The following is a 13,148-nucleotide window of genomic DNA, read 5'->3' as shown; positions in this document are numbered from 1 at the left end:
TGCTGTTTAGTTTGGTTGTATTTGTAAGGCATTTGTTAATTATTCTGATATGAAAGGTCGATTAAAATAATAACCGACCCTGACAGTATTGCCTAATTGATTGTTTATCGAGCGATGCAACAAAGCCTACCATCATCGAGCTTGCGCAAAACGAACTTGGGTGCTCGATTAAACTCGTTATGCAAAACATTATAAAAAAGCGGATTATGAGTGGTGATGATGAACTTAAGGCCAGAAATGGCGAAATCACTCGACTTAATTAAACGAGCTAAATCAACAGCCAACTCTATTAGATGGTTGTCATCTAACGAACTAACCGGATCATCAATAAACACATATTGTAATTGGTTAAACTGGTCAGTTTCTCGGCCAGCATCTTCAGGTACATTTAAGATGCTAATCACTTGTTCGAGCAATGAATAAAAAATACTCCAAATAAAGTTACTTTCTTCACCCTTTGATATTTTAATTTTTCTCTCCGGCTCATCATCTCCACCTTGATGTGAAAACGTCACCTCAGAAAAGGCTTTGACGGTAACGTCTTTTCCGTCTTTGTCTTTAGCCGTGTATTGCGGATTAAAGCGTGGCGTTAGTTTATCGTTTGCATAGCGCTAGAACGTGCTGATCACGTTCATGTCTTGTCCTTGGTCTTGCAAAATCCAATCGGTAAACGTATTGGGTTGGATTTTTAGCTTCGGCTCTGCATCAGCATCTAAGTCGTTATCCCAGTAAAACAAGTCTTCCGTAAACGCGTTGTAATATAAAATCTTGTGGCGCGACAGAGGCGCTTGCTCTGCATCAATAAGCGCATCTTGCCCATCGTCTTTCGGCGCGATGATCTCTTTAAATTCACGCGACAAACGCGTTTTACCTGTGCCGTTAAAGGCATAGATCAACTGCACCTTTTTATCAGTATTCTTTAATTTATGGGCAATCCCTGCAAGCGATTTTAAATACTCACCATAAAATTCAGAAATATCACATTTCTTAACGGCCCAATGCCCCCGGTGAAACTCAAAATCATCGATATCTAATTTTTGTTGTTTCTCCTTTAGAAGCCGTCTGGTTAATGGATAGTAGTCTTTGTCAAATCTATATTTAATGCGTAAATTATTATAATTAACTTTAATATCGGTAATTTTCCCAATTCTTGTATCAGCGACTTCATTCTCGACCGCAAACATGGTTGGCAGATTCTTGAGCTTATTTATTGCACCCTGATCTAATGATTGAAATTGCCCTTTGATAGAGGCTTCCGTGTATTCAAGAAACCTGTCTTTCGGAATCGTGAATTCCCCTTGATCGCCCGAGTAAAAGCTAGGCACGCTTGCCATGATCAGGTTGTACATTTGACCGCTCATTTACGCTGTTTCCTCCATAGGTTTGGGGAAGTTCAACAGTAAGTCGCGGTAGTATTCGTATTGCTTTTGACGTAACTCGATTTCGCGGGGGAGACCTTCTTGGATCGAAGTGGTTAAGGTGTCGAACTTATCCAAAATAGAAACTATTCGAGCCTGCTCAATAAGTGATTTTTTTGGGTCATTTGGAAAAGGAATTGGAACTGTGAGCTTTTTGACCATTGGAACTGTAAGTTGCGGGATCCCAGCCTCAGTACCACCAATGGGAGTCATATCTAAAACATAGTTTAAATATCTTGTACTGATTATATCTTTGTTGGCTATTAAAACAATTAGACGAATAATTGGTGTGAACTTAGCTTCGCGAACAGTGTGATATCCGACTTTAGCGCCTCGCGCAGAGATGGTTACTGCTTCGCTGTCAATTTTATAGTCATCAGTGAAACCATATAATCCTTTTTCGCCTGTAGCGTTTGCATAAATTGGATATGGGTATTCGTCGGTAGGCTCAGTCTGACCTTTAGAACTATTTTTAGGTACATCTCCGCCAGCAGATATAGAGGTACAAATATGCTCTAATGTTTTCCATTCTACTCCTTCATTTTCAGCACTTAACAACTGGTCGCGGTAGTAGTTGTATTGTTTTTTCCGCATGTTAAGCTCAGCGGTCAGCTCAGCGGTCATGGCGGTAAATGCGTCCAGAATACGCACTATTTCAGCTTGTATTGCCAGCGATTTTTCTGGGTTGTTTGGGCATGGGATGGGGATTTCCAGCCCTTTTAAACTGCCAGCATTAAGTGCAGGTATGCCATCAAATGTGCACAGCGATTGAATAGCAGATTGCATTTGATTTAAGAGGTGATAAAGATATCTTACTTCAAGGTTCGCACTATCTTTGATAGTTACAGAATAATTTAAATTCCCTCTAAAATACTTTCCTTCTTGCCATGTAATTGAACCAACACCGGCCCCTCGGGTAGTTATTCCAATAGGGTCATTGTCAGTATTCCATTTATCGATAAATCCTAGAGGCTCCTTGCCACTATTTATCACAGGATATTGGCCTGGATTAGTTGATATGGCTTGTTTGCTTACTGCTTGCCCTGTTTTGATTAACGTTACGTCGCCAAGTGCAATCCACTCTACGATTTCTCCATCCAGCAGTTTCTCTAAATAGTTCAACTGACTCATACCTCAACTTCCTCACCTTCAATTTCCGCCACGATGACATCAATATCACTGCGAAGCGCATCAATTTTAGCAACGGTAGTTTTAAGGTCGGCATTAAGCTCTGTAATGTCCACTAGCTCGCGGTTGTCTTTCGCTTCCACATAACTACTTACCGATAGGTTGTAACTATTGCCTGCGATAACATCCAAATCAACGGATTTGGCAAAGTGGGCAACGTTTTCCTTGCTGGCAAACACTCTCATGATGTCTTCGATGTGCTGATTGGTGATAACGTTGGTATTGGTTTCCTTTTTAAAGTAAGCCTCGCCACTGGCATCTATAAACTGGGTGGTCGTGTCGGTTTTGTGTTTAGACAGCACTAAGATATTTACCGCGATGGTGGTGCCAAAGAACAGGTTAGGTGCCAGTGAAATTACGGTTTCAACGTAGTTGTTATCTACTAGGTATTGGCGAATTTTTTGTTCTGCACCACCACGGTAAAAAATACCGGGGAAGCAAACAATCGCCGCACGGCCTTTGCTTGATAAGTAACTAAGCGCATGCAGCACAAAGGCAAAGTCGGCTTTTGATTTAGGCGCAAGCACGCCAGCGGGCGCAAAGCGATCATCATTGATTAGGGTTGGGTCGTCGCTACCAATCCATTTCACCGAATAAGGCGGGTTAGAGACAATCGCATCAAAGGGTTTGTCATCTAAAAAGTGTGGTTCGGTTAAGGTATCACCCAACTGAATATTAAACTTGTCGTAGTTAATGTTGTGCAAAAACATATTCATACGCGCCAAGTTATAGGTGGTGTGGTTGAGCTCTTGACCAAAAAAACCATCTTCAATGATATGTGCATCAAAGTGCTTTTTAGCTTGTAAGAGCAATGAACCGGAGCCCGCCGCAGGGTCATAGATTTTATTCACACTGGTTTGGCCGTGCATGGCCAGCTGTGCGATCAATTTTGAGACGTGCTGAGGCGTGAAAAATTCGCCACCGGATTTGCCCGCATTTGCCGCGTAGTTTGAAATCAGGAACTCGTAGGCATCACCGAATAAATCAATTTGGTTGTCTTCAAAATTACCGAAGGTTAAACCTGCCACGCCTTTTAACACAGCGGCTAGACGTTTGTTTTTTGCCTCTACCGTATTACCCAGACGATTACTGGTGGTATCAAAATCCGCAAACAAGCCTTTGATGTCTTTTTCTGAATCATAGCCATTGGCTGAGTTTTCGATTGCAGCAAAAATAGCCGCCAAATCCGTATTTAAATTTTCGTTTTTGTGTGCATTGGCCGCCACATTGCTGAACAACTGGCTAGGGTAAAGAAAATAGCCTTTGGTTTTAATGGCATCTTCTTTAGCAAACTTGATGTTTTCATCATCGTCAGACATGTCCGCATAATTAACGCTCTCATCACCACCTGTGATGTAGTTGACAAAGTTTTCACTGATAAAACGGTAGAACAGCGTACCCAGTACATATTGCTTAAAATCCCAGCCATCCACTGAGCCTCGGACATCGTTGGCAATCGCCCATATTTGGCGTTGAAGTTCGGCACGTTGTTGTAAACTTGTCATTATTAGAATTCCTGATCGTTCTAAATTGCACTTTATGAGGGCAACCTATTAATTATTAATTTACTTGCTCTAGTTCTACTAAAGCTTGTTCTGCGATATGCCAAGGTAGACGCCTGCCATTGGCTTGCATCTGCTTATAGGCTGCTCGCGCTTGTTCGGTATTGATTTGCTGATGAACCACCAGTTGGCTTACTAGCCAAACTGTGCCTTTAACAATGGCAGCTTCTTTTTCTGCTGCTTTTCTCAGTGCCATATCACCAGTCAGTAAAGGACACTGTTCTTGCTTTGCTAAAGCAAGGGCAAAACAATCGTTTCGGCTCGCTTGGGTATAGGTCCCCGTTAGCTGCATGGCATACATCATTGATTCTGCAGAAACCTCCTTTAGCGCTAACCCTAAATCCAGAAGGTGGGGATGATCTTCTTCAAGTTCTTCAACAAAAAGAATATCTGGCGTTGCAAAGTCATAGGGCAACTGAAACATTGCTTCCAGTAAACCACCTTCTTCCATGTCAATGAGGATATTGGCATCACTAATTAGCAGCTGCTGCACGGCTAGCCTCCTGAGCTAACTGTGCTTGAGTCGGCACCTCCAACTTTCGTTCTTTACGAAAGCTAGAAACAGACATGCCAAGTAACTCTGCTGCTTTTGACTCCCCTATGTATTCTTCACCTAAAGCACGATATACCAACTGCTTATGTAGATAAGTCGATTCATGAGGGTATGCTTTTCCTGGCTCCTCCGTTCGCCAGCCATTTTTGCTAAACAGCATAAATAGGTTTTTCTGAGTCGCAGGCGTAATTATTCCACATTGGCCAGCTCGAAACAGTGCCGCTAGCATGCTAATACCGTATTCGTGCTTTAGCATCAGTAATTCACGCGGTTCAATATGACGGCGCTTTTCACCCAAGTGTTCAATAAGTGATTGGGTAGGTAAAAGAAATGCACCAGCAAAGGCATTACAAGCCTTCTCCTCATCAATCCCTTCAGCTAAACGACCATGCACGACTAAGTGCCCAAGTTCATGGGCCAAGGTGAAGCGCTGACGGTCACCACTTTGGGCGGTAGAGATCACCACTACAGGAGTGCTACCAATCTTGCCCGCTAAACCGTCAAACTTCTTATCTGTTTCCACATCCGTGGTAATAATCATCACGCCCTTAGCTTCGAGGGTATCGATCATATCGTGAATAGGGTTTAGCCCTAGCTCCCAAGCATGGCGCATCTGAATAGCCAAGTCTTCCGCTTGTTCTAAGCTAAAGATTTGTTCTGGAAGTTCATCAGGTAGAGCAAACTCAGGGATCGGTTTTACCGAGTCCGGATAAAGCTCTAAGAGCTCCTGCCAGCGTTCAGCTTGGTCTAATACGTCACCATTGATTCGGTCTAACACTTTCTTTGGTGTGCTCGCACGCTTGCGGTACTCAACACCCTCTAACTTCACCTTGTTCGGCCGAAAGAAGTACTCGCTGCGCACATCTAGCGCTTTTGCAAGCTTAAGTAGATTTGAAGAAGAGGGCATAGTCGTGCCATGTTCGTACTTTTTAATGGCGTTAGCGGATAGGCCAACTTCGCTGGCTAATGCATTCATTGATAGCCCGGCAGCCTTGCGGGCTCGTTCTAGGCGCTCTGCAAACATGGTATCCTCTCAGCAATGGCTTGGTTTATAAAATTGACAAAACTGTGATTAATATAAACCGAACTGCCTTAATTTGCTATCTAATTTGCTCATTATCCAATCTACCACCTGCTCATGCGCATGGCTTTAACACAATAATGTTACAACTCTATATCCTCAGATATATTAAGGGCATCTTCCATCTCTACCCCTAAATAACGAATTGTATTATCCAACTTGGCGTGACCAAGCAATAGCTGTACGGCTCGGATGTTTTTCGTTCGTGCATAGATCAAGGTTGCCTTTGTTCTTCGCATAGAGTGAGTACCATACAGGTAATAGTCATAACCAAGTTGTGACGCCCAGCGGCGAATTATAGTTGCATAGCAGCTATAGCTCATAGGTCTCCCGTTCTTACGAGGGCTAGGGAATATATAACTTGATGACGATAAGCCACTTTGCATTAAATACTGTGTTAATGATTGAGCTGTACGAGAAGTTATTTCAAATTGAACCTCACGTTCCGTTTTACTCTGTTGATAAAGAACTCTATTTTGAATAACACCACCCGATGAAATATCTCGAACTTTCATTCTGAGCAAATCACATGAACGTAATTTACAATCGATGGCGAGGTTGAGCAGAGCCAACTCCATAATATTACCTTCGATTTCGAGCCTGGTACGGATACGCCAGATATCCTCAAGCTTAAAGGGCTTTTTCTGCCCAGTTAAATGACCTTTCTTCGTCCACATACGCTATCTCCTGTATGACTACTGAAATGGCCTTATTAATTTTAGCTGAAGAGCGATAAATTAAAGGTGCATGAATATGCAATTGAAAATTGCAGCAAAAACTGAAGGTAGAGTATTTGGTCTAGCTAATAATTGGGCAAAGAAGCATGTTAGCTAATCAGCTTAGAAACCTCATCAACACTGTTGTTTCTAAGTTTTCAATCTAACTTTTAGTTACATGTAACATACTATTTATAATTATTGTCCGCCGACACTTGTTATGAGTTGTGGACAGTCTTTTTTAACCCAATAGAATCGATTTGTTATAACAATGTACCAACCAAACGGGCGAGTAAGATGAAAACAAAGATTAGAACGATCGGAAATAGCCGTGGTTGCATTATCCCCTCGTCATTTATTCGGCAGCTTGATTTAAAAGATGGCTCAGAGGTAGATGTGAGACTTGATGGTAATAAGATCACCATTACGCCTATCGTAAGCAAGCAAAAAAATCCCCATTTACGGAAAGTGAATTACTTAACGGACTTGACTCATATAGCGCCCACGCTGATGAGTTTTAAGGTGTAAAAAGCAAATAATCTTGTGCATTCGAATTTATTCAATGGAGTAACAAATGTCTGAAGCGATCCTCTTTATGCCCCTGATAGCCCTGACACCCGAAAGAGGTGAAGTTGTTACTTTTGCCGATGATATTGGCAGTCTCAATTCTGTGCTTGTGTTATCTGACAAAACCTATAACTTTCAAACTGGATTGCTTGTTGGCTGTTATGTCGGATAAAGTGAACGAGGTTCTATTGCTAACGTTCCTATTACCATTTCAGGGGAGCAAGCAGTGATTATATCTAGCTCGCTACATACACTGAAATGGAGTGGTCGTGAGTTGAAGATATTGGACTCTACCACTCAAGAGGATTATGAGTCAGTGCTGTGTCGGATAATTCCTTTGATTGGTGGTGAGTCTTTGTTTAATGATTAAAAATTAGAGCTACGTCCACCGCATGAATTAATAAGATTACCCCCCTAATCGTTACTATCCTTTGAACGGTTATAATTAAGGCTTGCAAAATCGCCTTTAATCCTGTTCAATATAATACAAGTATTATTATATTTAAGGCTGTATTATGGAGTTAAACTTACCCGTACTCACTTTCGTGCTGATTACTCTGATTGTGGTGTTTATGGTTTTCTACATTGTTAACCATCTTTATAAGCTTACCTTGCCAATGACCAATTTTGGCTTTCGGGGAAAGCTCGTCTACATTGACGATAACAAGCACCCTGTTCTATTAAGTCATAAGTATAAACTTAGTTCTAAGCCTGACTTTATTTTTAAAACCTCCCTTTTTAGATGTACTTTGGTTGAGCATAAATCAAGATATAAAGGTCATTATTCTTCTGATGATAAGCAGATGTACGCAAGCGCCATTTCAGCAAGAGAGTGCGGCTACCCAGTTAACGCAGGTTTCTTGGTCACAAAGAGTGATGTACACCCTGTTAGGCTGTCACAATCTTCTGCCTCGCTTTATCGAAAGGTAAAAAAAGAGATCGCATACATAAACATGATCCGACGTGGAGAAAAACCAAACATTAAAAAATCTAGTAAGTGTCACTCATGCTTTAGACGTGAAAATTGTGATGTGTATCATAGTTAATGATTGTGTAATTATAACACTTGTATTATAATTAGCATATAAATTGAAAAAGTATTTTTATATAGGTGTATTATGAATGAGTTTTTGTTAATTGGTTTAGCTTGCGGTTTGTACTTGGCTTATTATTTTGCCAAACAATTGAAAGGAAAGCACTATACTGACAGCTACCCTTTTGTTGTTCCCGATGGTGTTAGTCGTGAAGATGCGCACCTAATGTGGATAGAGTCATTACCACTCAAGTACAAAAAGATTGAAATAGCTAAGCTGCAACGTGCAATGAAAAAAGCTAAGTGAGGAATTATGAAGAAGTTTTTTAAAGTATTGTTATTTTGTATAGCGGTTGTATTGTTCTTCCCGTTTTCTTTATTCTTTCTGGTGTTTGCATTTGGCGGAAAGTCTTACTATCAAAAAAAGCGAAACAAAAAGATTTATGGTCGTTCTTATGCGTTCAATTCATTCGATGAGGATTAGTTTTTTATGATTTCACTATCTAAATGGTGCAGATAAAGGGACACAAATTGTTTGTGTCCCTTTTTTTTGGGGGTTTATTTCATTAAGTTTGAGGCAATTTTTGTTCCCGCCTTAGTTGCCATTGATGTTCCTGCTGATGATACTAACGAAACACCAGAGCGGGCTGTAGATGCCGCCTGTTGACCCGCTGAATCACTCATACCCATCGAACCAAATAGTTTAACGCCCATCCAACCAACAAATACAAGCCAGATCGCCACAAGTCCATAGTTAGCCATTTGCCCTATCAGGTTGATGGAAGTGGATATTGTTTTCATCATTGATACCGGCATGCCTTCAGGTAGGTCTAAGTATGTGATGTTGAATAAGAATGACGTTAACGATTCATCTAGGTAAGCCCCTAGTTCAAAGGTAAACTTGGAGAACTCAATAGCAAAGTATCCAATCGTTGAGACTAGCAATAAGTTTCCGTTGAATCCCGTTAATAACATCATTAATGGAAATGCAATTATCAAAAGCATTTTTGCTATTGAAATAACTAACGGTGCAGTTATCTGATACTGAAGAACTTTTGTAGAATCTACGGCTACGCCTATTAGGTTTGATGCGGTAGTTACTGTGTTTCTTATCATGTTTCCAGCAACGTCTAGTACATCACCACTTGCTGACGCTATTTCCAATGCTCCCCCCGCTGGTGATAATGTTGTCATACCAAATCCCGATGCGCTTCCATCTACCGCCCCATCAAGGCCACCCATCAATTTAGTAGTGAATTTCACGCCCTCATGCCTCATAACGTTGTTATAAAGAGAATTGGCATTGCTATCATCGTTTTCAGCTTGTGTGGCATTAGATCTTCGATTGATTGCTGAATAATCACTGGCTCTGTCACTAACCTTTGTGTAGTTAACAAGCTTGGTATGCAAGCTATCACCTAGAGTGGTACAGTCCACCTTGGTTGCCGTATAACCATACCAATTTTTCTCTGAAAACTCAGGCAGCTTCACCGTTGCCGTCAGCTTGTTTGTGTACCCATCAATATTCATTCCGTTTAGCGCGGTTCTAATCGCGTCACTATTAAATGAAAGGTCTGACATATTAATTTGTGACTGACTATTGTTAGACATTTGAGATAGATCGCTTAAACGCTTAATCGCGGGGTTATAACATTGCATGTTGTATTCTAAAGTAGTCTGATAAGCATCCCCATCAGGCAGATCCTCTTGAGCATTCATTAATGCCACTCGTAGGCTATTTTCGCCCTCTTGAACATCACAAGGGATTGCATGAATGGCCGCATTCGTGACACCCGTTGAGAACATATTCATGAGCGCGTTCCATAGTGACGGATTTGCGCCCTCAATAGATTGTACTGTTGGGTTGCGTGATAACTGATCTACTGTTAGGTACGTACCTAATCCACCAGCTAAACATGAGTAGCTTTTATACTTAATATCTCGATAAGTTTCTGGTGAAGAAAATGAGAACGGTTGCACAGCAAAGAGAATGATAACAAGCATAGCCCAAGCCTTAGCTTCGAACTTTCTAAAGGCTTGTATTGCTGGCGTCCCCTCATCAGCACCCGCGGCTCGCGCCTCATTCGCTAATACCACCAGCGTTATAATGAACGGAATAATATAGAGCTTTGTTTGTAGAATTAAGTCCCATATTTGCCCAGACATAAAGTTTGCCAGTGGAATGAAGAATAGATCGGTTGGTTCATTGGTTAGCATGATCTTCTATCCCTTAATTGGTCAATAATGTACTTTCGTTTTTAGTGCCTCGTGAGCGGAAACGTCTTTCGTTCAAGATTAATCGTGTGTTGCTATTAATTGATTCACGTAACGCTATCTCTTGTTGGAAATTGTTAATTTGTTCAGTTAAAGCATTCAGCTTACTGTTAACTTCCATCATCATTGCTTCATTGCCGGTGATGTTTGCATTTGAGCGACCGGTTAATAAGATTTGTCGGGTAGCTATAATCTTGTCGATTGTTTTTGAACTGGCCACATCGAATGCTAGGCGCTCAATGAATACGGTTCTTGTGTCAAATTGCTCTGCTCGCAATGCAGTGATAGTTGATTCTGAGATTTGATAATTTGGTGCGCTCACTTCATCTAATACTTCTTGGGTAATGTTGTTGGCCTCCGTTAGTTCGGTTAGCTTCTCAATCAAATCAATCGACTCTTTCTCAACCAGCTGAGCAATAGATTGTGGTGGCGTGGTTCTGATCGTTTCACAACCGGTACAGGTTCGGTAATTAGTTTCCCCTAACAGTTCCACTGCGAAATCTTCAGCTTCTTGGTTTGTGGTAAAAATCTTTTCGATTGAGGTAGATGATGTTCCCTTACCGTTACCGCTAACGTTGGTTCCTACCACTTCGGAGCATTCACCTGTTGTGGTTTCGGTTAATCCGCAGTATCCGGCCAGTGAGGTTTGTGCGACTACTTTTAAAGGTTGCTGACCCGCGCCACCAAACTTACTACCCGTAACACCGGTTACGCCAGAATCGCCATTCAACCTTGATCCACTTCGGGTTAAGTCGATAATGTCAACGTTCCCTTTTTCGCTGTAGGTGGCCATTTCTTCTTGCTGGCTAGTAAACTTCATCATGTTCTCAGGAGCATTTTTGATGAACTTCTGCATTTCTTCACAAGACTGAAGCGCACTCAAATAATCGTTGTATCCAAGGTCGATTCCGTTCTCTAAAAACTCATAAAAGCCGGGATTCATTTCTTTCATTAGCTGACCCGCAAAGCCCTGAACAGAAGACACGGCTGATGTAATAACGTTATTAAATAGAACGTTTAGATTGCCATCATCGAAAGAATTCAAAACTGATAAGTTGGGATCGAACTTTCCACATTGGCCAAAAGTATCTACCTTGGCTTTCCCCAGTTCATCCCATCTTGACCTTGGTTTGTACCCGTCAACTTCGAGTATTGGGGTTGGGTTCTCCCTTGGGTTCACAATGAGCATTTCTAGCGCTTCGCGCTCAGCTGAAGATGATGATGATGAGCGAGTCATCATATACCCGAGATTGTTTGAGTTAGCAGCGTAGGCACTTGCGCTTACATTGATTAGTAACAAGCTTAAAAGTGTGAGTTTGTGATGTTTAGCCATGACCTATCCATTTATTCATTCGTTTTGCTTAAATTAATAGCAATCTTGATAAACGTGGAATTTAGGCGGTTATGTCAGCTGGTGGTGCACGATGTGTAATACTTGTATTGCATAACACTTGTGTTATTCTAATTGTATTATTTCTTATTTTTAGTGGAGGTTTGCTTCTTTATGGCAATAAAATCTCAGAAAGACTTACAGATTGATGGCATTGAAGCGTTCCCCTTGGAAGATGTTCTTGCGCATCTATTTAGTGGAAACCGAAAGGCGCTTATATCTGCCTCAAATATTTCCGGTAATGCAACTGCTTCTAATCAGATTAACAATATGATTGCTTATGATTACAAGGTGGCCGCTTTGGATAACGGTAACTTTGCAGTCATAACAGGTAAGCAGAATGTGTTTCATGGTGATAAGGCGACTGTTCCTACAGGAATGAACGCATTAGGATTTGATTATCCAACCGGCTCGGTCTTTATTTCGAACCTAATGGATATGTTAGAAGCAAAGTCATTTGATACTTTAGCGGAAAAGTTGGCGATTGATGTGGCCGCTGTAGGGTTCTATCAAAAGTTAGAGTCCATACCAGCTCGATTTCTTATCTACACTCACTTGCAAACCAATATCCCCATAAAAGAACTTCTTAACTCTAAGTAAATACCTCCTCAAATGAAAAGCTCCCCTAGTTATGAGGAGTTTTTTGTTTATGGTTGCTCGGTTTTACTAATAGATTGCTGAAACTAACGAACTTCCCTCTCTGGTGCAGCAAGTGTATTTTCGCCACAAAGTATAATAATAGGCTCTACCGAGTTTGATTGGTTCGTTTGTACCAACACCAATGTTGATATTTGGCGTTGGGAACGTTGAGCATTTCTGCATGTAACTCTCACCGATGTTCATTGGTTGCCATTTCCCGTTGGACTGGTCAACTTTCGGATCTTCTAATTTTCTTGCCCCGTTTATATTCTTTGGCATGGCGGTATAAAGATGTAAGCCTTGAGTGTCGCCCTGATTTTCGGTTGCAATGGTTGCTGCCCGTAATGCAGCAACAGAGGCACCGATATATGGTGAACTATTCATTGTCCATCCTGTTCTCGGGTAAAGTGTCCCCCACTGACTACCAGTTGAAGTGTTGGTTATTCGTCTCAAGATGTTCATTGGATAGAATATTTGCTCCATAACACCAGAGCGCCATTCAAAGGCGTCAATATCGCTATGGAAATACGTCATGAAAGGCTGAACAGTCGATCCGCAGTATCCCAAGTCCATTGCATCCAAAAGTGTCCCTACTGTTTTCGGCTTTGTTGCAATACTCAATCTTAGTTGTCTTTGAGCGTGATCAGGCAACTCGGTAGCTATTGGGCATGCCGAGATGAGTGAAGCGATTTAATATGGAACAACCTAATAACATTTCCTGATTTTG

General features: G+C 41.4%; 14 protein-coding genes. 4 read left to right on the top strand and 10 right to left on the bottom strand.

Annotated elements, in window-relative coordinates; genetic code table 11:
* Nucleotides 1-104: 104 nt before the first annotated feature.
* The 7 genes from HC723_RS17380 to HC723_RS14975 all read right to left on the bottom strand — a co-directional run bounded on the left by HC723_RS17380 (nt 105) and on the right by HC723_RS14975 (nt 6,479).
* A complete protein-coding gene (locus HC723_RS17380) occupies nt 105-515 on the bottom strand; it encodes an AAA family ATPase (protein ID WP_203218785.1) in 411 nt (136 codons plus the stop codon).
* A 96-nt stretch (nt 516-611) separates the two neighbouring features.
* Nucleotides 612-1,361, bottom strand: a complete 750-nt coding sequence (locus tag HC723_RS17375; protein WP_203218784.1) for a hypothetical protein — start codon at nt 1,359-1,361, stop codon at nt 612-614.
* Nucleotides 1,362-2,549: a restriction endonuclease subunit S gene (locus HC723_RS14995; protein WP_190339651.1), complete on the bottom strand. Its 1,188-nt coding sequence runs from the start codon at nt 2,547-2,549 to the stop codon at nt 1,362-1,364.
* Entirely contained in the window at nt 2,546-4,111 is a 1,566-nt protein-coding gene (locus HC723_RS14990; RefSeq protein WP_190339650.1) for a type I restriction-modification system subunit M, read from the bottom strand. Before HC723_RS14990 ends, HC723_RS14995 begins: the two co-directional genes overlap by 4 nt.
* A gap of 55 nt (nt 4,112-4,166) precedes the next feature.
* Nucleotides 4,167-4,661 carry a PIN domain-containing protein gene (locus HC723_RS14985; RefSeq protein ID WP_011637413.1) on the bottom strand — a complete coding sequence of 165 codons (495 nt, stop codon included), beginning with the start codon at nt 4,659-4,661 and terminating at the stop codon, nt 4,167-4,169.
* On the bottom strand, nt 4,642-5,745 hold the full coding sequence (locus HC723_RS14980) for a helix-turn-helix domain-containing protein (protein WP_190339649.1): 1,104 nt from the start codon (nt 5,743-5,745) through the stop codon (nt 4,642-4,644). The genes HC723_RS14985 and HC723_RS14980 overlap by 20 nt, the downstream gene beginning before the upstream one ends.
* A gap of 140 nt (nt 5,746-5,885) precedes the next feature.
* Nucleotides 5,886-6,479, bottom strand: a complete 594-nt coding sequence (locus HC723_RS14975) for a tyrosine-type recombinase/integrase (RefSeq protein WP_011637411.1) — start codon at nt 6,477-6,479, stop codon at nt 5,886-5,888.
* Between the two features lie 336 nt (nt 6,480-6,815).
* Between HC723_RS14975 and HC723_RS14970 the strand changes: the two genes are divergently transcribed.
* The 3 genes from HC723_RS14970 to HC723_RS14955 all read left to right on the top strand — a co-directional run bounded on the left by HC723_RS14970 (nt 6,816) and on the right by HC723_RS14955 (nt 8,425).
* A complete protein-coding gene (locus tag HC723_RS14970; RefSeq protein WP_238925517.1) occupies nt 6,816-7,046 on the top strand; it encodes an AbrB/MazE/SpoVT family DNA-binding domain-containing protein in 231 nt (76 codons plus the stop codon).
* A 46-nt stretch (nt 7,047-7,092) separates the two neighbouring features.
* On the top strand, nt 7,093-7,257 hold the full coding sequence (locus HC723_RS14965; RefSeq protein WP_190339648.1) for a hypothetical protein: 165 nt from the start codon (nt 7,093-7,095) through the stop codon (nt 7,255-7,257).
* Nucleotides 7,258-8,203: 946 nt separating this feature from the next.
* On the top strand, nt 8,204-8,425 hold the full coding sequence (locus HC723_RS14955; protein WP_190339646.1) for a hypothetical protein: 222 nt from the start codon (nt 8,204-8,206) through the stop codon (nt 8,423-8,425).
* A gap of 251 nt (nt 8,426-8,676) precedes the next feature.
* Here the strand turns inward: HC723_RS14955 and HC723_RS14950 are convergent, their stop codons facing one another.
* Together HC723_RS14950 and HC723_RS14945 are read right to left on the bottom strand one after the other, a co-directional pair.
* Complete coding sequence (locus HC723_RS14950) at nt 8,677-10,335, bottom strand: conjugal transfer protein TraG N-terminal domain-containing protein (protein ID WP_190339645.1); 1,659 nt, start codon at nt 10,333-10,335, stop codon at nt 8,677-8,679.
* Nucleotides 10,336-10,348: 13 nt separating this feature from the next.
* Complete coding sequence (locus tag HC723_RS14945; RefSeq protein ID WP_190339644.1) at nt 10,349-11,725, bottom strand: hypothetical protein; 1,377 nt, start codon at nt 11,723-11,725, stop codon at nt 10,349-10,351.
* Nucleotides 11,726-11,896: 171 nt separating this feature from the next.
* Here HC723_RS14945 and HC723_RS14940 point away from each other — a divergent pair, with 171 nt between their 5' ends.
* Nucleotides 11,897-12,382, top strand: coding sequence for a helix-turn-helix domain-containing protein (locus HC723_RS14940; protein ID WP_190339643.1), 486 nt, complete (start codon nt 11,897-11,899; stop codon nt 12,380-12,382).
* Between the two features lie 66 nt (nt 12,383-12,448).
* Here the strand turns inward: HC723_RS14940 and HC723_RS14935 are convergent, their stop codons facing one another.
* Nucleotides 12,449-13,042 (bottom strand): TraU family protein, encoded by a 594-nt coding sequence (locus HC723_RS14935; protein ID WP_190339642.1) that lies wholly within the window; start codon nt 13,040-13,042, stop codon nt 12,449-12,451.
* Nucleotides 13,043-13,148: the final 106 nt, after the last annotated feature.

It is taken from the genome of Vibrio sp. S11_S32, from assembly GCF_014694465.1.
GTDB classification, from domain to species: domain Bacteria; phylum Pseudomonadota; class Gammaproteobacteria; order Enterobacterales; family Vibrionaceae; genus Vibrio; species Vibrio algicola.
The sequence above is the reverse complement of the archived record's forward strand: the minus strand, read 5'-3'. Positions and strand labels throughout refer to the sequence as shown.

Coding starts and splice junctions, on each gene's coding strand:
- HC723_RS17375 (WP_203218784.1), bottom strand. CDS start 1,361: ATGAGCGGTCAAATGTACAACCTGATCATGGCAAGCGTGCCTAGCTTT.
- HC723_RS14995 (WP_190339651.1), bottom strand. CDS start 2,549: ATGAGTCAGTTGAACTATTTAGAGAAACTGCTGGATGGAGAAATCGTA.
- HC723_RS14990 (WP_190339650.1), bottom strand. CDS start 4,111: ATGACAAGTTTACAACAACGTGCCGAACTTCAACGCCAAATATGGGCG.
- HC723_RS14980 (WP_190339649.1), bottom strand. CDS start 5,745: ATGTTTGCAGAGCGCCTAGAACGAGCCCGCAAGGCTGCCGGGCTATCA.
- HC723_RS14975 (WP_011637411.1), bottom strand. CDS start 6,479: ATGTGGACGAAGAAAGGTCATTTAACTGGGCAGAAAAAGCCCTTTAAG.
- HC723_RS14970 (WP_238925517.1), top strand. CDS start 6,816: ATGAAAACAAAGATTAGAACGATCGGAAATAGCCGTGGTTGCATTATC.
- HC723_RS14965 (WP_190339648.1), top strand. CDS start 7,093: ATGTCTGAAGCGATCCTCTTTATGCCCCTGATAGCCCTGACACCCGAA.
- HC723_RS14955 (WP_190339646.1), top strand. CDS start 8,204: ATGAATGAGTTTTTGTTAATTGGTTTAGCTTGCGGTTTGTACTTGGCT.
- HC723_RS14950 (WP_190339645.1), bottom strand. CDS start 10,335: ATGCTAACCAATGAACCAACCGATCTATTCTTCATTCCACTGGCAAAC.
- HC723_RS14945 (WP_190339644.1), bottom strand. CDS start 11,725: ATGGCTAAACATCACAAACTCACACTTTTAAGCTTGTTACTAATCAAT.
- HC723_RS14940 (WP_190339643.1), top strand. CDS start 11,897: ATGGCAATAAAATCTCAGAAAGACTTACAGATTGATGGCATTGAAGCG.